18 protein-coding genes are annotated in these 16,132 nt (G+C 74.5%); 9 read left to right on the forward strand and 9 right to left on the reverse strand.

Annotated features, from left to right (window positions below):
• Positions 1–2 precede the first annotated feature (2 nt).
• Positions 3–461, reverse strand: a complete 459-nt coding sequence (locus tag C7456_RS03165; RefSeq protein WP_109722308.1) for a MarR family winged helix-turn-helix transcriptional regulator — start codon at positions 459–461, stop codon at positions 3–5.
• A 75-nt stretch (positions 462–536) separates the two neighbouring features.
• The gene (locus C7456_RS03170; RefSeq protein WP_109722462.1) at positions 537–785 is read right to left on the reverse strand and encodes a hypothetical protein; all 249 of its coding nucleotides are present in this window, start codon (positions 783–785) and stop codon (positions 537–539) included.
• 226 nt (positions 786–1,011) lie between these two features.
• Here C7456_RS03170 and C7456_RS03175 point away from each other — a divergent pair, with 226 nt between their 5' ends.
• Complete coding sequence (locus tag C7456_RS03175) at positions 1,012–1,878, forward strand: helix-turn-helix transcriptional regulator (RefSeq protein WP_109722309.1); 867 nt, start codon at positions 1,012–1,014, stop codon at positions 1,876–1,878.
• A 39-nt stretch (positions 1,879–1,917) separates the two neighbouring features.
• On the opposite strand, the gene C7456_RS03180 is transcribed toward C7456_RS03175, so the two are convergent.
• Positions 1,918–2,184: a hypothetical protein gene (locus C7456_RS03180; RefSeq protein WP_109722310.1), complete on the reverse strand. Its 267-nt coding sequence runs from the start codon at positions 2,182–2,184 to the stop codon at positions 1,918–1,920.
• 163 nt (positions 2,185–2,347) lie between these two features.
• Here C7456_RS03180 and C7456_RS03185 point away from each other — a divergent pair, with 163 nt between their 5' ends.
• Positions 2,348–3,151 carry an AraC family transcriptional regulator gene (locus C7456_RS03185; RefSeq protein ID WP_109722311.1) on the forward strand — a complete coding sequence of 268 codons (804 nt, stop codon included), beginning with the start codon at positions 2,348–2,350 and terminating at the stop codon, positions 3,149–3,151.
• A 130-nt stretch (positions 3,152–3,281) separates the two neighbouring features.
• Here the strand turns inward: C7456_RS03185 and C7456_RS03190 are convergent, their stop codons facing one another.
• The 3 genes from C7456_RS03190 to C7456_RS03200 form a co-directional block, all read right to left on the reverse strand.
• Positions 3,282–5,711 carry a S9 family peptidase gene (locus C7456_RS03190; RefSeq protein WP_109722312.1) on the reverse strand — a complete coding sequence of 810 codons (2,430 nt, stop codon included), beginning with the start codon at positions 5,709–5,711 and terminating at the stop codon, positions 3,282–3,284.
• Between the two features lie 153 nt (positions 5,712–5,864).
• Complete coding sequence (locus tag C7456_RS03195) at positions 5,865–6,260, reverse strand: tautomerase family protein (RefSeq protein ID WP_109722313.1); 396 nt, start codon at positions 6,258–6,260, stop codon at positions 5,865–5,867.
• Positions 6,261–6,263: 3 nt separating this feature from the next.
• Complete coding sequence (locus tag C7456_RS03200) at positions 6,264–6,593, reverse strand: carboxymuconolactone decarboxylase family protein (RefSeq protein WP_109722314.1); 330 nt, start codon at positions 6,591–6,593, stop codon at positions 6,264–6,266.
• A 105-nt stretch (positions 6,594–6,698) separates the two neighbouring features.
• On the opposite strand from C7456_RS03200, the gene C7456_RS03205 reads away from it, so the two are divergent.
• On the forward strand, positions 6,699–7,622 hold the full coding sequence (locus tag C7456_RS03205; RefSeq protein WP_109722315.1) for a LysR substrate-binding domain-containing protein: 924 nt from the start codon (positions 6,699–6,701) through the stop codon (positions 7,620–7,622).
• Positions 7,623–7,629: 7 nt separating this feature from the next.
• On the opposite strand, the gene C7456_RS03210 is transcribed toward C7456_RS03205, so the two are convergent.
• On the reverse strand, positions 7,630–8,583 hold the full coding sequence (locus C7456_RS03210) for a GlxA family transcriptional regulator (protein WP_109722316.1): 954 nt from the start codon (positions 8,581–8,583) through the stop codon (positions 7,630–7,632).
• A gap of 132 nt (positions 8,584–8,715) precedes the next feature.
• Between C7456_RS03210 and C7456_RS03215 the strand changes: the two genes are divergently transcribed.
• The 5 genes from C7456_RS03215 (at position 8,716) to hemC (ending at position 12,900) form a co-directional block, all read left to right on the forward strand.
• Positions 8,716–9,390 (forward strand): cysteine hydrolase family protein, encoded by a 675-nt coding sequence (locus tag C7456_RS03215; protein WP_109722317.1) that lies wholly within the window; start codon positions 8,716–8,718, stop codon positions 9,388–9,390.
• Between the two features lie 28 nt (positions 9,391–9,418).
• The gene (locus C7456_RS03220) at positions 9,419–10,084 is read left to right on the forward strand and encodes an alpha/beta hydrolase (protein WP_109722318.1); all 666 of its coding nucleotides are present in this window, start codon (positions 9,419–9,421) and stop codon (positions 10,082–10,084) included.
• Positions 10,085–10,145: 61 nt separating this feature from the next.
• Positions 10,146–11,219 (forward strand): sensor histidine kinase, encoded by a 1,074-nt coding sequence (locus C7456_RS03225; protein ID WP_109722319.1) that lies wholly within the window; start codon positions 10,146–10,148, stop codon positions 11,217–11,219.
• On the forward strand, positions 11,197–11,901 hold the full coding sequence (locus C7456_RS03230) for a LytR/AlgR family response regulator transcription factor (RefSeq protein WP_109722463.1): 705 nt from the start codon (positions 11,197–11,199) through the stop codon (positions 11,899–11,901). Before C7456_RS03225 ends, C7456_RS03230 begins: the two co-directional genes overlap by 23 nt.
• Positions 11,902–11,988: 87 nt before the next feature.
• Positions 11,989–12,900: a hydroxymethylbilane synthase gene (hemC, locus tag C7456_RS03235; protein WP_109722320.1), complete on the forward strand. Its 912-nt coding sequence runs from the start codon at positions 11,989–11,991 to the stop codon at positions 12,898–12,900.
• A gap of 230 nt (positions 12,901–13,130) precedes the next feature.
• Here the strand turns inward: hemC and C7456_RS03240 are convergent, their stop codons facing one another.
• Positions 13,131–13,955 (reverse strand): DUF481 domain-containing protein, encoded by an 825-nt coding sequence (locus C7456_RS03240; RefSeq protein ID WP_109722321.1) that lies wholly within the window; start codon positions 13,953–13,955, stop codon positions 13,131–13,133.
• 41 nt (positions 13,956–13,996) lie between these two features.
• Positions 13,997–14,857 carry a hypothetical protein gene (locus tag C7456_RS03245; protein ID WP_109722322.1) on the reverse strand — a complete coding sequence of 287 codons (861 nt, stop codon included), beginning with the start codon at positions 14,855–14,857 and terminating at the stop codon, positions 13,997–13,999.
• 130 nt (positions 14,858–14,987) lie between these two features.
• Here C7456_RS03245 and C7456_RS03250 point away from each other — a divergent pair, with 130 nt between their 5' ends.
• On the forward strand, positions 14,988–15,962 hold the full coding sequence (locus tag C7456_RS03250) for a helix-turn-helix transcriptional regulator (RefSeq protein WP_109722323.1): 975 nt from the start codon (positions 14,988–14,990) through the stop codon (positions 15,960–15,962).
• The last annotated feature ends 170 nt before the right edge of the window (positions 15,963–16,132 follow it).

A 16,132-nucleotide genomic window follows, 5' to 3' on the forward strand; every position in this document is an offset into this window, starting at 1 on the left:
AATCAGTGCTTGTCGCGGAGCGCGTGCAGCACGCGCTCCAGGTAGTCGTGCAGGCGCCGGCGCTCGGTCTCGCCGAGCGAGCGCTGCGCCGCGGCCAGCACGCGCTCGTTGCAGCCGGTCAGCTCGCGCCACAGCGCCTCGCCGGCCGCGGTCAGCTCGATGCGCAGCGCGCGGCGGTCCTGCGCGTGCGGGCAGCGCCGGAGGTAGCCCTTGCCCTCGAGGTGGTCGAGCTGGCGGGTCATCGCGCCGCCGTCCAGCTCCACCGCGCGGGCCAGCTCCGAGGCGGTCATCGGCCCCAGCATGCCGAGCCGCTTGAGGATCAGGAACTGGGTGAAGCGCAGGTCCAGGCCCTTGGAGGCCAGCTCGGCCTCCATCGCGCGCACCAGCTCCGAGCGCACCAGGCCGAGCAGCACGCCCAGGCTTTCCTGGGGATCCGGCGGATGGGGAATGTCGGCTTTCATGGGCCGCGCATTCTATTGCCGGAAGAATATTTGTCAAGTCAAATATATTCTTGTTGTATTTTGTTTCGGCAAAATTTAGCCCAGGCGGCGCTGGCGCGCCTCCAGCTCGTCGCGCACCAGCGCGCGCAGCGCCGGGTCGCGGATCTCGAACAGCTCGAACACGCCCAGCGCCTGCAGCGTCGGCAGCAGGGCGAGCAGGCGCGGCTCGGCCTGCCGGCGCACCGGCTCGGGCGTGGCCGGGTCCAGCATCAGCTGCGCGTGGACCACGAAGTCCGTGAGCGCGTCGCTGGCCGGCGTGGTGTCGGATGAAATGAGTAACGACATGTCGATCTCCTGTCCGTACATGCGGGGACGTCCGGGCGGGGCGCGGCGTGACAGCCTGGCGCGGGCCGGCGGGAACCGGCGGAAGAGCGCGCCTCGCCCGTGAGGCAGCCCGCACGTTGCGCGCGGGCCGGTGGTCGGGGACGGCCAACCGTACGCCAGCTGCCGCTACCATGGGGAGGCAGCCGCCGCTGCTGGTAGTCCCGCCACCACCCTTCGCGAGTCCCCCATGCCGCTGTCCCGGCAACGCACCGAGCTGAAGGCCTTCCTGCGCGCCCGCCGCGCCGCGCTCACGCCCGAGGCGGCCGGCCTGCCGCGCGGCGCGCGCCGGCTCACCCCGGGCCTGCGCCGCGAGGAGGTGGCCAGCCTCGCCGGGGTCGGCATCACCTGGTACACGTGGCTGGAGCAGGGGCGCGCGATCAACGTCTCCGCCGCGGCGCTGTCGCGCATCGCGCGGGCGCTGCGGTTGAGCCCGGTCGACGAGGCCTACCTGTTCGCGCTGGCCGGCGTGCCGCACGCCGAGCCGCAGGCGCGGCGCCAGCTGGTGCTGCCGCCGGCGCTGCCGGGCCTGCTGGAGCTGTACCAGGCGCCCGCCTTCGTGCTCGACCCGGTGTTCGACGTGCTCGCCTACAACCGCGCGGCCGACCGCCTGTACGACTTCGGCGCCGCGCAGGGGCCGCTGGCGCGCAACCACCTGTGGAACGCCTTCATGAACCCCGCGCGGCGGCGGCTGTACGCGCCGTGCTTCGAGCCGGGCGTGCTCAACCTGCTGGGCATCTTCCGGCTGAACCATGCGGCGCACCCGGACGATCCCCGCTTCGAGGCGCTGATCGACGCGCTCGCCGCCGCCAGCCCGGAGTTCGTGGCCCTGTGGGAGCGGCAGGAGGTGGCGCCGCTGCGCTCCTGGACCGCGCACTTCGCGCACCCGGACTTCGGCGAGCTGCGCATGCACTCGATGCGCCTGCCGATCCGCGACGGCAAGGCCGACGGCGCCACCGCGTTCTTCTTCGTGCCGCAGGACGAGGCCACCGCGGCCAGCTTCGCGCGCATGGCCGCGCGCCGGGAAGCCGCGGCCGGCGAACCCGAGCCGGCGTGAGCCGCCGGCCGGGCGCCGCGCGCCGGGCGCCGCGCCCATTCAGCCGGCCCGCGCCAGGCCGCGCGCGTGGCGCTGCTCCAGCGCCGCCAGCTCGTCGCGCAGCATGACGGCCAGGGCGCGGTCGCGCACGGCGAACAGCTCGAACAGCCCCAGCGCGCGCACCACCGGCAGCAGCGCCAGCAGGCGCGGCTCCAGCCGGCGCCGCACCGCCTCGGGCGTGGACGGGTCGAGCATCCGTCGCGCATGGCCCACGAAGCGGGACAGCGCGCGGCCGGCATCCGCCGGCGGGACGGGATTGGGTGGCATCTTCCGGTCTCCTGGGTTCGGCTCCGGGCGGCCGCCGGCGAGGCGGCGCGCTCCGCGGGCGGCGGCGGGCGGAGGGGGAAAACCCGGAGGGCGGAGGAAAGCCTAGTTTCGGCCGGCCTTGGCCTGATATCGTCATCCGGACAAATGATGTCGAGAATCCGCCATGCCGGAGACCGCCGAACGGATCCACCACCGCATCGAGAGCGCCGACGGCCCGCCGCTGATCGCCTACGTGATGGACGGCACCGCCGCCGTGCCGCCGATGGAGGAAACCGCGTGGCACAGCCACCTGCGCGGCCAGTTCTTCTACGTGGAGAGCGGCCTGGTCAGCGTGCGCACGCGCGCCGGCGCCTGGGCGCTGCCGCCGCAGCGGGTCGGCTGGCTGCCGCCGGGCGAACTGCACACCGTGAGCATCTCCGGCGGGCTGCGCGGCTGGGGCGTGTTCGTGGCGCCACAGGCGGCCGCGTGCCTGCCCGCGTACACCTGCGCGCTGGGCGCCAACCCGCTGATGCGCGAACTGGTGCACCGCGCCGCCGGCTGGATGATGCAGGACGCGCTGGACGAGGCGCAGCAGCGCATCCTGGCGGTGCTGATGGACGAGCTGCGCCGCGCGCCGCAGCAGCCGCTGCACGTGAACCTGCCGCGCGACCGCCGCCTGCAGCGGGTGGCCCTGGCCGTGCTGGAGCAGCCGCACGACGAGCGCAGCCTGGACGAGTGGGCCGGCTGGGCCGGCCTGTCCCCGCGCAGCCTGAGCCGGCTGTTCCGCCGCGAGACCGGCGCCAGCTTCGCGCAGTGGCGCCAGCAGGCGCGGCTGGGCCGCGCGCTGGAGCTGCTGGCCGACGGCGCCGCGGTCGGCCAGGTCGCCGATGCGCTGGGCTATGCCAGCGTCAGCGCCTTCGTGGCGATGTTCCGGCGCGCGTTCGGGCAGTCGCCGGGGCGCTACTTCGCGCGCGCGGCGGGCGGGTGAGCATGCCCTGGCCGTATCGGCGGGAGGATCGCGGCCGGAGGCCGCTCCCGCCGGGTCGCCGCAAGTCTGGGGGAGCGGCCTCCGGCCGCGATGGCCCGCACGCCGCGACGGGAGCGACCCGCCCCGCCGCTCAGGGCGCCGCCCCCGGCTCCCGCTTCACCCATGCGCGGAACAGCTCGTCGATGCGCCGGTACTCGTCGTACCACGCATCCGGGTGCACGAAGCCGTGCCGCTCCAGCGGGTACAGCGAGATCCAGAAGTTCCTCTTGTGCAGCTCGACGAGGCGCTGGTAGAGGCGGATCGAATCCTCCGCCAGCACGTTGTCGTCGATCAGGCCGTGCTCGATCAGCAGCGGGTCGGCCAGCTGGTCGGCGTACTCGATCGGCGAGCTGGCCGCGTAGGCCTGCGGGTCCAGCTGCGGGTCGTTGAGGATGTTGGCGGTGTACTCGTGGTTGTACAGCCGCCAGTCGCTGACCGGGCGCAGCGCGGCGCCGGCGGCGAACGCGCCCGGCGCGCGCAACAGCGCCATCTCGGTCATGAAGCCGCCGTAGCTGCCGCCGTAGATGCCCACCCGCTGCGGGTCGACGTGGTGCTCCTTCACCAGCCAGGCCTTGCCGTCCAGCAGGTCCTCCAGCTCCGGGTGGCCCATCTGCCGGTAGATCGCGGTGCGCCAGGCGCGGCCGTAGCCTTCCGAGGCGCGGTAGTCCATGTCCAGCACCACGTAGCCTTCCTGCACCAGCAGGTTGTGGAACAGCTGCTCGCGGAAGTAGTTGGACCAGGACAGCGTGACGTTCTGCAGGTAGCCCGCACCGTGCACGAAGATCACCGCGGGCCTGGTCGCGGCGTCCTCGCCGGCCGGGCCGTAGTACTTGGCGTAGATCGCGCCCGCGCCGTGCGAGGAGGGCACCTGGACGATCTTCGGCGCGATCCACGCGCGCGAAGCGAAGGCGGGCTTCATCGTGTCCGTCAGCTCGCGCGGCGCGCCGCCCGCGGCCGGCAGCACCGCCAGCTGCGGCAGCACGTAGGGCGAGGAATGCAGCACCGCCAACTGCGTGCCGCCGGGCGACAGCACGAAGTCGTCCATGCCCTGGTACTGGGTGATGCGCGCGAGCTCGCCGCCGCCGCTCGGCACGCGGTACACGTCGTAGCCGTAGGGCGCGGCCCGGTTGGCGCGCAGGTAGAACCAGCGGCCGTCCTCGGACAGCTGCGGATGGCTCACCTCGAACCGGCCGGAGGTCAGCGCCTTCGCCCTGCCGTCCAGCGGCTTGACGTAGAGCTGCGACCAGCCGCTTTCCTCGGACAGGTACCACAGCGTGCGGCCGTCCTTGAGCCAGCCGAAATCGTTGAAGTTCCAGTTGATCCACGCCTCGTCGTGCAGGCGGTGCTGCGGCACCAGCGCGTGGCGGGCGAAGTCCACGCTGGCGATCCAGCGGTCCTTGTTGTCGATCGCGCGCAGCTGGATGGCGAGGTTCTTGCCGTCGTCGCTCCAGGCGATGCCGCCGCCACCGCCGTCGTCCGCGTCGGAGACGATGCGCACCGCGCGCACGTCCGGCGCCTTCAGCGCCTCGGCGCGGTCGGCGTGGCCGTCCTGCTCCAGCGCGGCGACGGCCCTGGCGCGCAGCGCGGCGAGCGGGTCGTCCTTGATGCCGGGCAGGCCGTCGAGCGGCAGCGGGTAGCTCTGGTGCGCGGCGAGGTCGAGCAGCAGCAGCGACTGCGGCGCCGGGTCGTTGCGGCCGACGTAGACGCGCGCCTCCTGCGTCTCGGCGTAGCCGGACTCGGTGACGTAGTGGCTGAGCGTCGGCGCCTTGCCGGGCGCATGGTCCTTCGGCTGCGTCACCACCAGCAGCCAGCGGCCGTCGGGCGACAGCTCGGTGTCCACCGCCGCGGCCTTGTCGCCGAGGTAGAACGGCCTGGGCGCGCGGCCAGGATCGGCGGCGGCCAGCGCGTCCTGCGCGGCGCGGTCGGCGGCGCGGTCGGCCTTGAGCCGGCGCAGCGTGCCGAACAGGCGCAGCTGCTCGTCCTTCAGGTCGTCGCCCGGCCTGGCCTCGGGATCGTCGGCGAACTTCAGCACCGCCGCCGGCCCGGCCACGCCGCCGGCGATGTCGTAGCTGTACCAGTCGTTGCCGGACCGGTATTGCAGCGCGCGGCCGTCGGCGGAGAAGCGCGGCGCCGACTCCTCCTCCGGCGTGCGCGTGACCTGCACGGTGCGCCCGTCCGCCAGCGTGCGCAGGAACACGTCGCCGTGGCGCACGAAGGCGGCATAGCGGTGCGCGCGGTCGAACACCGCCGGGCCGTCCGCCTGCGCCACCGCGGCGGCATCCAGCTTCACGCCCGGCCCGCCGGCCGGGTCGACGCGGTAGAGGTCGCGCACCGGGCTGCCGTCGCGCTTCAGGCGGTAGTACAGGCTGCGCCCGTCCGCGCTCCAGTAGGGCGACTCCACCGCCTGGCCGATCCAGTCGGGGTCCGCCATCACGGTTTCCAAGTCCAGGCCCGCGGGCGCGGCGGCGGCGGCCGGCAGCGCGACGAGGGCGGCCAGGCCGGCGAGCAGGGTTCGGCGCATCGGGGATCTCCGCGGGCAGCGCAAACCGCGCAGCATAGCGGGTCGTCCGGGGGCCGCAACCGCCGGGGCCGGCCGGGGCGGGCGCGGGCCGCCGGACTGGCCGGCGCGGCGGGATCCGGCCCGCCGAGGGCCGTCGCCCGCCGCACGGCGCGATCAGGGCTGCGCCGCCGCGCCGATGCCGGCGCGGCCACCGCCGAAGGACCAGTCCTCGGCGGCGGTAGTGGTGACCACCACCATCACGTCCTCCGGATCGATGCCGGGCGCCGCCGCCAGCCGCTCCACCAGGCGCCGGTAGAACGCCTGCTTGACGGCGGCGCTGCGCGGCCGGCCGGCGGTGACCGCGACCAGCACGAAGTCCGCCGTGCGCGGACCGCCCAGGTAGTCGGGGTCGATCGACAGCTCGTGCGGCTGGTGCTGGTGGATCAGCACGAAGCGGTCGTGCGCGGGCACCTCGAAGGCTTCGTGCAGGGCGCGGTACACGCCGTCGGCGAGCGCGCGCAGGTGCTCGGGCGACTTGCCGCACTGCAGGGAAATGCGGGCCATCGGCATGGCTCAGCCCTCCTCGTCCTGTTGCAGCGCGCGCAGGCGCTCGGCCGCGGAAAACGCGGCCGGCCAGCCGGCGTAGAAGGCCAGGTGGGTGACCGCCTCGGCGAGCTGCTCGATGCCCAGGCCGTTCTCGCGCGCGCGGCGCAGGTGGAACGGCAGCTGCTCGGTGCGGTTCAGCGCCACCAGCGCGGCCACGGTGACCAGGCTGCGCTGGGCGGGCGTGAGCTGCCCGCGCCGCCACACGTCGTCGAACAGCACGCGGTCGGTGAGCTCGGCCAGCTTGGGGGCGATGTCGCCGACCATGCGGCGGCCGCTGTCGTTGGGTCGGGGATTCATCCGAGGCTCCTGTGCGTGGGTTGACGGGACCAAGGTAGCGCGCCCAGACTTTCCCGAAAATCGAAATATTCGATAGTTCATATCCAATAAAACGGTACGATTGCCATGCGCCGCCAGACCTTCGACCTGGACGCCCTGCGCGCCTTCGCGCTGGGCGTGGAGCTGGGCAGCTTCGCCCGCGCCGCCGGACGGCTGGCGCGCTCCACCTCGGCGGTGAGCGCGCAGCTGAAAAAGCTGCAGCGGCAGGCCGGTGCGCCGCTGCTGCGCAAGGCCGGCCGCGGCACCGCGCTGACCGAGGCGGGCGAGACCCTGCTGGCCTACGCGCGCCGCCTGCTCGAGCTCAACGACGAGGCCGCCGCCGCGCTGCGCGGGGTGGCACTGGAAGGCTGGGTGCGGCTGGGCCTGCCGGAGGACTTCGGCGAGAGCCTGCTGCCGGCCGCGCTGGGCCGTTTCGGTCGCGCGCATCCGAAGGTGCGCATCGAGGCGCGCATCGGCCGCAATGCCGACCTGCGCGCGCGCATGGCCGCCGGCCAGCTCGACCTCGCGCTGGTGTGGGACGACGGCCCGGTGCCGCCGCATGCCGAGCGGCTGGGCGAGCTGCCGCTGTGCTGGATCGGTACCGCCGGCGCGCCGCCGCCCGTCCCCGCGGCGCAGGAACCGCTGCCGCTGATCGCGTTCGAGCCGCCCTGCCTGATGCGCAGCCTGGCCACCGCCGCGCTCGACCGCGCCGGCCGGCCCTGGCGGCTGGCCTTCACCAGCCCCAGCCTGGCCGGCCTGTGGGCCGCCACCGCGGCGGGGCTGGGGGTGACGGTGCGCACGCGGGCCGGCCTGCCTTCCGGCCTGCGCCCGCTGGACCACGGCGAGCAGGGCCTGCCGGCGCTGCCGGCGCTCGGGCTGCTGCTGGTCCGCGGCGAGGCCACGCCGCCGCCCGCCGTGGCGCAACTGGCCGCGCTCCTGCGCGAACCCCTGCGCGCGCAGCTCGACGCGGCCGGCGCGGACGCACCGCGGACGCGCGCGCGGGCGGCGTAGGCGCCGCTCAGCGCCCGCGGAACTCGCGGCGGTAGCTCGCGGGCGTGGTGCCGAACGCGGTGGCGAAGTGCTGGCGCAGCGACAGCGGCGTGCCGAAGCCGGCACGCTCGGCGATGCGCGCGACCGGCAGGCCGGTGGTCTCGAGCAGGCGCTGCGCCAGCGCCAGCCGCTGGCCGAGCAGCCAGCGGCCGACGGTGGTGCCGGTATGCCGGCGGAAGTGGCGGGTGAAGCTGCGCCGGCTCATCGCCGCGCGCGCGGCCAGCGAGTCGAGGCTGTGCGCGGCGTCGAGATGGCGCGCGGCCCAGTCCAGCGTCCGCGTCAGCGGCGTGTCGCGCGCGGCCGCCAGCACCGGCTGCTCGATGTACTGCGCCTGCCCGCCCTGGCGGTGCGGCGGCACCACCAGCATGCGCGCGATGCGGCTGGCGGCCTCGGCGCCCAGGCAGCGGCGCACCACGTGCAGGCAGCAGTCGATGCCGGCGGCGGTGCCGGCCGAGGTGAGCACGTCGCCCTCGTCCACGTACAGCACGCCGGGGTCGACCCGCACCCGCGGGTAGCGCCGCGCGAAGTGCTCGGCCCAGCGCCAGTGGGTGGTGGCGCGGCGGTCGTCCAGCAGGCCGGCTTCGGCCAGCACGTAGGCGCCCACGCACAGGCCCACCACCAGCGCGCCGCGCGCATGGGCGCGCCGCAGCGCGGCCAGCAGCGGCCGCGGCGGCGTCTCGTCCGGGTCGCGCCACGAGGGCACCACCACGATGTCGGCCCAGGCCAGCGCGCGCAGGCCGTGCCGCGCGGCGATGCCGAAGCCGGCGCGGGTGCGCAGCTCGCCCGGCGCGGCCGCGCACACGCGCAGCTCGAACGGTGGCGCCGGCGCGCCGGCCGGCTCGTCGAACACCGCGCACGGCACCGACAGGTGGAACGGCCGGATGCGGTCGAACGCCACCACCGCCACGCGCGTCATCGCCATCGCCGCCGCTCCTGCCGAAGGTCTGGCCCGATTCTAACCTTGTCTGTCGTTCGGGCCACTCCCGCCGCAAGCGGACCGGAGCGGATCATCTCCCACGTCGGGGCACCCGCCCTTCGTCATCAGGAGACCGCCATGCCGAACCCGCCGCAAGCTCCACGCCGCGCCCTGCTCGTGATCGACGTGCAGAACGAGTACGCGACCGGCGCGCTGCGCATCCAGTACCCGCCCCTGGCCGATTCGCTGCGCAACATCGATCGCGCGATGGATGCCGCGCATGCCGCCGGCATTCCGGTGGTCGTGGTGCAGCAGTCCGCGCCGCCCGGCGCGCCGCTGTTCGCCACCGGCTCGCACGGGTGGGAACTGCACGAGGTGGTCGCCAGCCGCCCGCGCGACCACTGGCTCTGCAAGACCCTGCCCAGCGCGTTCGCCGGCACCGGCCTCGGCGAATGGCTGCGCGCACGCGCCATCGACGCCGTGACGGTGGTGGGCTACATGACCCACAACTGCGACGACACCACGATCAAGCACGCCTTCGACGCCGGCCTGCGGGTGGAATTCCTGATGGACGCCTCCGGCAGCGTGCCCTACGCCAACCGCGCAGGCTCCGCCACGGCCGAGGAGATCCACCGCGTGTTCGCGGTGGTGCAGCAGTCGCGCTACGCCGCGGTGACGACCACCGACGACTGGATCGCCCACCTCGCCGAGGGCACCGCGCCGGAGCGCGACAGCATCCACGCCTCGCACCGGCGCGCACTGGCCGCCGCGTCCGCCCCGGCTGGCGGGGCCACCGGGCATGGGCGACACTGAGCGGACCGCTTCCCGCACCGAATCCCGCATGAGCCTGCTGCCCGCCGTCGAGCACGAGACCGCGCCCCACCCGACCCACAGCATCGTCTGGCTGCATGGCCTGGGCGCCGACGGTCACGACTTCGCGCCGATCGTGCCGGAGCTGGTGGCGCCGGACTGGCCGGCGCTGCGCTTCGTGTTCCCGCACGCGCCGGTGCGCCCGGTGACGGTCAACGGCGGCGTGGCGATGCGCGCCTGGTACGACATCAAGGGCCTGGCGATCGCCGACCGGCAGGACGAGGAGGGCATCCGCACCGCGGTCGCCGCGATCGAGGCATTGATCGCGCGCGAGCACGAACGCGGCGTGCCGAGCGGGCGCATCGTGCTGGCCGGCTTCTCGCAGGGCGGCGCGATCGCGCTGGCGGCCGGGCTGCGCCACGCCGAGCCGCTGGCCGGCCTCGTCGCGCTGTCCACCTACCTGCCGCTGGCCCACGCGCTCGCCGCCGAGCGCAGCGCGGCCAACGCCGCGGTGCCGATCTTCCAGGCGCACGGCACCGCCGACCCGGTGGTGCCGCTGGCGCTGGGCAGCGCCGCGCGCGCGGCGCTCGCCGCGCTCGGCTACGCGGTGGACTGGCACACCTACCCGATGGCCCACGCGGTCTGCCCGCAGGAGATCGCCGACCTGCGCGCCTGGCTGGGCGCGCGGCTGCGCTGAGCCCCGCCGGCCGCGCGCCGGCGCACGGCCGGGCGGCGGGGCGCTGCGGCATACTCCCCGCATGCCGCCCGCCGCCGACCGACCGACCGCCGAAGCCAGCCCGCTGCCCGACTTCTGCAGCCTGCCGGTGCTGTTCGCGCTGTTCGTGGTCGGCGCGCTCACCGTCACCGTGATGTGGCTGGCGCCGGAGGGCAGCCGCGGCTGGCGCGGCTTCACCGTGGGCATGGCCTTCGTCGCCTGGCTGGCGCTGCTGCTGGCGGTGGCGCTGTGCAAGCTCGCGCCCTGGCTGCAGCGCCTGCCGGGGCGCGGGCCGTATGCCGGCGTGTGGCTGCTGATGGTGGCGATCGTGGCGCTGGCCAGCGCGGTGGCGCAGTGGATGGACGGCGCGCTGCAGCTGCAGCTGGTGCGCGGCGCCGGCGGCTTCGTGCGCGACAACGCGCTGATCGCCGCCCTGCTCGGCGCGGCGATGCTGCGCTACTTCTACGTGCTGGCGCAGTGGCAGGCGCGGCTGGCGGCGGTGGCGCACGCGCAGGTGGAGGCCCTGCAGGCGCGCATCCGCCCGCACTTCCTGTTCAACAGCATGAACACGGTGGCCGCGCTGGTGCGGATGGACCCGGCCGCCGCCGAGCGCACGGTGGAGAACCTGGCCGAGCTGTTCCGCGCCGCGCTGGGCGAGCAGGGCACGCGCGACGGCACGCTGGGCGAGGAGCTGGCGCTGGTGGAGCGCTACCTCGCCATCGAGCAGCTGCGCCTGGGCGAGCGCCTGCGCGTGCGCCGCGAGCTGGACGCGCTGCCGCCGGACTACCCGCTGCCGCGCCTGCTGCTGCAGCCGCTGGTGGAGAACGCGGTGCGCCACGGCATCCAGCCGCTGCGCGAGGGCGGCGAGGTCGTGCTGCGCGGCGCGCGCGAGGGCGGCGCGCTGCTGATCGAGATCGACAACCCGCTGCCCGCCGCGCCGGCCGCGGGCGGCCACGGCCACGGCCTGGACAACGTGCGCCGGCGCGTGGCCTACCGCTACGGCGCGAAGGCGCAGGTGGAGGCGGGCCCGCGCGAGGGCCGCTTCCTGGTGCGGCTGCGGCTGCCCGCGCAGGGCGCCGGACAGGGGAACGGCGATGCGCGTCCTGATCGTCGATGACGAGCCGCTGGCGCGCGCGCGCCTGGCCGCGCTGCTCGGCGAGTGCGGCGGCTGCGAGGTGGTCGGCAGCGTGGGCGACGGCGAGGCCGCGCTGGAGGCGCTCGCCGCCGCGCGGCCGGACCTGCTGCTGCTGGACATCAACATGCCGGGGCTGGACGGCACCGCGCTGGCCGCGCGCCTGGCCGGCCGCGCGCGGCCGCAGGTGGTGTTCTGCACCGCCTACGAGAACCACGCCATCGCCGCCTTCGAGCTGGGCGCGGTGGACTACCTGCTCAAGCCGGTGCGGCTGGAGCGCCTGCGCGAGGCGCTGCAGCGCGCGCGCCAGCGCCTCGCCGCCGCGGCGCAGGCGCCGGCCGGCCATCTCTATGCGCGCGTGCGCGGCGAGCAGGTGCGCATCGCGCTGACCGAGGTGATCTGCCTGCTCGCCGAGGAGAAGTACGTGCGCGTGCGCCACGCCGGCGGCGAGCTGCTGCTGGACGAATCGCTGCGCCAGCTGGAGGAGGCCTATCCCGAGCAGCTGGTGCGCCTGCACCGCAACTGCCTGGTGCCGGCGGAGCGGCTGGTCGGCCTGAAGGCCCTGGCCGACGGCCGCGTGCTGGCGCGCCTGGCCGGCACCGACTTCAGCCCCGAGGTGAGCCGGCGCAACCTGCCGGCGGTGCGCCGGCTGCTGCGGATGGGCTGAACCGCGCGACGCGGCGTCGCGCCGCCGGCGCGCCTCGCCCGATTACGCGACAATGCGCCCTTGGATACTCCTGCCGCGGAACAGCCCATGACTGCCCCCCCCCTGCGCATCGCCACCCGCAAGAGCGCGCTCGCGCTGTGGCAGGCCGAGCACGTGGCGGCGCGGCTGCGCGCGGTACATCCGGGCTTGGCGGTAGAGCTGGTGCCGCTGTCCACGCGCGGCGACGAGATCCTCGACCAGCCGCTGGCGACCATCGGCGGCAAGGGGCTGTTCCTCAAGGAGCTGGAGGTGGCGATGCTGGAAGGCCGCGCCGACCTCGCCGTGCATTCGCTCAAGGACGTGCCGGCCGAGCTGGAGCCCGGCTTCGCGCTGCCGGCGATCCTGCCGCGCGCGGACGCCGCCGACGCCTTCGTCAGCCGCCGCTACGCCGACCTGGCCGCCTTGCCGCAAGGCGCGCGCGTGGGCACCTCCTCGCTGCGCCGGCAGGCGCAGCTGCGCGCGCTGCGCCCCGATCTCGAACTGCTCGACCTGCGCGGCAACGTGGGCACGCGGCTGGCCAAGCTGGACGCCGGCGCCTACGACGCCATCGTGCTGGCCTGCGCCGGGCTGGAGCGGCTGGACCTGGCCGCGCGCATCCGCAGCCGGCTGGCCGCGCCGGACTGGCTGCCGGCGCCGGGACAGGCGGCGATCGCCATCGAGGCGCGCGCCGACCGCCCGGCCACGCTCGCCCTGCTGGCCGCGCTGGACGACGCCGACACGCGCGCCACGGTGGACGCCGAGCGCGCGATGAACCAGGCGCTGGGCGGCAGCTGCACGGTGCCGGTGGCGGCCTGGTGCGTGCAGGCCGAGCGCGGCCTGCACCTGTCCGGCCTGGTCGGCGACGCCGCCAGCGGCCGCCTGCTGCGCGCCGAGGCGAGCGGCGACGAGCCGGTCGCGCTGGGCCGCCGGGTGGCCGGGCTGCTGCTGGCGCAGGGCGCCGGCGAGCTGCTCGGCCGCTGAGCCGGCTGCGCCGCGGGGCGTACCCGCCCGGAGCAGGCCGGCCCGAGGGCCGGCCGCGGGCCGGGACGGTCCTCCCACCCTTCTCCATCCTTCCGCAGGATCGATGACCACCCGTGGGAGCGGCCTCCGGCCGCGAACGGCCATCCGCGAACGGCCATCCAGCCGTCCAAACGAAAGGCCCGCCGAAGCGGGCCTCCCTCTCGCCTTCCGCGGCGCGGCTGGCGCCGCCCTCAGAAGTTGTAGACCAGGTTGGTGGTGGTCAGGGTGTCGGTGTTCTTCACGCCCGGCAGCACGTCGCTGTTGTAGCGCACCTGGTAGCCCAGCTTGAGCGCCATCTTCTTGGTCATGCTGACCGACAGGCCGATGTCGTTCTGGTAGTACTTGTTCTTCGAGCCCGCTTCGGCGAGGAGCGTGTCCTCCAGCGCGGTGTTGTCGGTGAGGCGGTATTTGTAGTTGATCAGGCCGCGCGCCACCATCTCGCTCTCGGTGGGCTGGCGCACCTTGGTGTCCACGCCGTCGATCTCGACGGTGGTGTCCGCCGGCCGGTAGCGCTTGTAACCGGGGCCGATTTCGAAGGACAGCTCGGTGCGGTCGCTCTTCAGCGCGATGTAGCCGTAGCCGATCGAGACGATGCCCTGCCAGATGTTGGCGCCGAAGTCGTCGTGCTCGTAGCGCAGCGCGCCCACGATGTAGCTGCGCGGGTCCAGCTTGTAGCCCACCGAGGCGCCGGCGTCGTAGCGGTTGGCGGTGGTGCTGAACTTGTCGATGGTGTTGCCCTGGGCGTCCTGCACTTCCACGTCGCCCTTGGAGCGCAGGCCGTTGAGGAAGAAGTTGTTCTTCCAGTACTCGTTTTCCTGGCTGAGGCCGAGCTTGGCGTTGGCGTTGTCGGTGCGCGAGTTGCCGCGGGCCGAGGCGTAGCCGAACTCGCCCGAGCCGGTCCAGCCGCCGTTGCTGGCGGCGCTGTTGTCGGAGGTGCCGGTGTTGCCGTCCTGCGCGTGCGCGCCCGCGCAGGCGAGGGCGAGCAGGAGGCCGGCGAGCAGGGGCTTGTTGGTCATGGTCGAGAATCCGATTCGTTAAACAAAAGTGAGGCGCCACCTTAACGCGGCGTTTTGAACTTGCAGTGAACGCCGCCCCCTTCAGCCGTCCGCCGGGCCAGCGCCTGGACGTACAGGCGCCGCTCGATGGTCAGGCCGGCCAGGCAGCTCAGCGCCGCGCCGGCCAGCGCCGCCGGGTGGCTGTCGAAGCGGTCGTCCAGCAGCAGCACCACGCAGGGCAGCGCATAGGTGAACACCGCGGCGAAGAAGCGCGCCGGGCGCAGCTCGCCGCCGCGCGGCGCGGCGCGCAGCACCTGCCAGCGCAGGCCCTCGGTGAAGCCGAGCAGCAGCGCCAGCAGGATCAGCACCATGATCCACGGGTGCGTGCCGGCCGGGTGCACCGCGTCGTCCTGCGCGGCCAGGCACAGCCACAGCCACAGGCCGCCGCCGTAGGCGGCCGACACCACGCTGCCGAACGGCTGCGGGCCGGCGCCGCCGCGCGGCCAGCCGACGGCATAGGCCAGGTTGGCCAGGCTGCACAGCGCCAGCGCGGCACCGGCGGCGCGGGTGGCCCAGAAGCCGTTGTCGCCGCGCGCCAGGCCGGCCAGCGCCAGCATCGGCAGGTAGGCGGACAGCGCGAACAGCGCCTCGCGGCCGGGCCGGCTGTCGCGCGCGGGCTGCCAGCCGCGCCACTCGTGCACGCGCGGCAGGCGCAGCAGCGCGGCCAGCAGGCCGGCGCCGACGAAGCAGCCGCCCAGGGTCAGCGGCACCAGCACCTCGCTGCGGCCGCTGCGGTAGAGGCCCAGGGTCAGCGCGGCGCCGAGCAGCATCCAGATGCCGTAGCCGGCCAGCGCCAGCTCGTGCAGCAGGAGCGGCAGCCAGGCATCGCCGGCCCGGTTCGGTTCTGCCGCGGCGGCGGACATGGGTTGCGGCTTGAGCATGGGGAGGCCTGTGGCAGGTGGCGCGGGGACGCGACCGGCATCCCGGCGGGCGACTTGCGGCCGTCCGGAAGCATACCCATGCTACACAAGCCCCGCCCCCGACGACACGCCCATGGACCGTTACGAGCGCATCCTCACCCTGCACCGCCTGCTCAAGGCCGCGCACTACCCGGTGCCGCTGCCGCGGCTGATGGACGAGCTGCAATGCTCGCGCGCCACGCTGTACCGCGACATCGCCTTCCTGCGCGACGCGCTGGGCGCGCCGGTGGAGAGCGCCGGCGGCGAGCACGCGGCGTTCCGCTACGAGGCGGGCGAGGGCGAGCGCTTCGAGCTGCCCGGGCTGTGGCTGACCTCCGACGAGCTGGCCGCGCTGCTGGCGCTCAACGAGCTGATCGGCCGCTCCGGCCCCGGCGGCGTGCTGGCCGGCGCGCTGGCGCCGTTCAAGGCGCGCATCGAGCACCTGCTGTCCGACCGCGACAGCGGCAAGGCGCTGCCGGTGGAGCGCATCCGGGTGATCCCGTGGGGCGAGCGCCGGCTCGACCAGCAGGTGTTCCGCATCGTCGCCGGCGCGGTGCTGGAGCGGCGCCAGCTGCGCTTCCGCTACCGCGCGCGCACCACCAACAGCGACAGCCGCCGCACGGTGTCGCCGCAGCGCCTCACCCACTACCGCGACAACTGGTACCTGGACGCCTGGGACCACGACCGCGAGGCGCTGCGCAGCTTCGCGGTGGACCGCATCAGCGAGCCGCATGCGCAGGAGGCCGCGGCGACCGACGTGCCGGAGGCCGACCTCAACGAGCTGCTCGCCTCCAGCTACGGCATCTTCGCCGGCAAGCCCAAGGCCTGGGCCACCATCCGCTTCTCGCCGCACGCGGCGCGCTGGGTGGCCGACGAGCACTGGCACTCGCAGCAGCAGGGCAGCTGGCTGCCGGACGGCCGCTACGAGCTGAAGCTGCCGTACTCCAACGCCAAGGAGCTGCTGATGGACGTGCTCAAGTACGGCCCGGACGCGGAGATCGTCGCGCCGCTGCCGCTGCGCGAGGAGATGAAGGCGATGCTGCACCTGGCGCTGGCGGGCTACCAATAGAACCGGCGTCCGGCACCACGGGCGCCTTCGCATCCACCGGACGGTACGGCACCACGAACCCGCACGGCGCGTTCGCCTCCTCTCCCCTGCGGGGAGAGGGAGCAGGCTGCTTAGTCGCCGCAACGCACGGCGCGCTCGCTTCCTCTCCCCGGAGGGGAGAGGGCGCAGGC

It is taken from the genome of Fulvimonas soli (assembly GCF_003148905.1).
In the GTDB taxonomy this organism is placed as follows: Bacteria; Pseudomonadota; Gammaproteobacteria; order Xanthomonadales; family Rhodanobacteraceae; genus Fulvimonas; species Fulvimonas soli.

What these genes read in the sequence shown, in the direction of transcription:
- C7456_RS03220 (WP_109722318.1), top strand. Translation starts at nt 9,419, where the DNA reads ATGAGCCTGCTGCCCGCCGTCGAGCACGAGACCGCGCCCCACCCGACC.
- C7456_RS03240 (WP_109722321.1), bottom strand. Translation starts at nt 13,955, where the DNA reads ATGACCAACAAGCCCCTGCTCGCCGGCCTCCTGCTCGCCCTCGCCTGC.
- C7456_RS03225 (WP_109722319.1), top strand. Translation starts at nt 10,146, where the DNA reads ATGCCGCCCGCCGCCGACCGACCGACCGCCGAAGCCAGCCCGCTGCCC.
- C7456_RS03195 (WP_109722313.1), bottom strand. Translation starts at nt 6,260, where the DNA reads ATGCCGATGGCCCGCATTTCCCTGCAGTGCGGCAAGTCGCCCGAGCAC.
- C7456_RS03215 (WP_109722317.1), top strand. Translation starts at nt 8,716, where the DNA reads ATGCCGAACCCGCCGCAAGCTCCACGCCGCGCCCTGCTCGTGATCGAC.
- hemC (WP_109722320.1), top strand. Translation starts at nt 11,989, where the DNA reads ATGACTGCCCCCCCCCTGCGCATCGCCACCCGCAAGAGCGCGCTCGCG.
- C7456_RS03210 (WP_109722316.1), bottom strand. Translation starts at nt 8,583, where the DNA reads ATGGCGATGACGCGCGTGGCGGTGGTGGCGTTCGACCGCATCCGGCCG.
- C7456_RS03175 (WP_109722309.1), top strand. Translation starts at nt 1,012, where the DNA reads ATGCCGCTGTCCCGGCAACGCACCGAGCTGAAGGCCTTCCTGCGCGCC.
- C7456_RS03180 (WP_109722310.1), bottom strand. Translation starts at nt 2,184, where the DNA reads ATGCCACCCAATCCCGTCCCGCCGGCGGATGCCGGCCGCGCGCTGTCC.
- C7456_RS03245 (WP_109722322.1), bottom strand. Translation starts at nt 14,857, where the DNA reads ATGTCCGCCGCCGCGGCAGAACCGAACCGGGCCGGCGATGCCTGGCTG.
- C7456_RS03190 (WP_109722312.1), bottom strand. Translation starts at nt 5,711, where the DNA reads ATGCGCCGAACCCTGCTCGCCGGCCTGGCCGCCCTCGTCGCGCTGCCG.
- C7456_RS03250 (WP_109722323.1), top strand. Translation starts at nt 14,988, where the DNA reads ATGGACCGTTACGAGCGCATCCTCACCCTGCACCGCCTGCTCAAGGCC.
- C7456_RS03170 (WP_109722462.1), bottom strand. Translation starts at nt 785, where the DNA reads ATGTCGTTACTCATTTCATCCGACACCACGCCGGCCAGCGACGCGCTC.
- C7456_RS03205 (WP_109722315.1), top strand. Translation starts at nt 6,699, where the DNA reads ATGCGCCGCCAGACCTTCGACCTGGACGCCCTGCGCGCCTTCGCGCTG.
- C7456_RS03165 (WP_109722308.1), bottom strand. Translation starts at nt 461, where the DNA reads ATGAAAGCCGACATTCCCCATCCGCCGGATCCCCAGGAAAGCCTGGGC.
- C7456_RS03185 (WP_109722311.1), top strand. Translation starts at nt 2,348, where the DNA reads ATGCCGGAGACCGCCGAACGGATCCACCACCGCATCGAGAGCGCCGAC.
- C7456_RS03200 (WP_109722314.1), bottom strand. Translation starts at nt 6,593, where the DNA reads ATGAATCCCCGACCCAACGACAGCGGCCGCCGCATGGTCGGCGACATC.
- C7456_RS03230 (WP_109722463.1), top strand. Translation starts at nt 11,197, where the DNA reads ATGCGCGTCCTGATCGTCGATGACGAGCCGCTGGCGCGCGCGCGCCTG.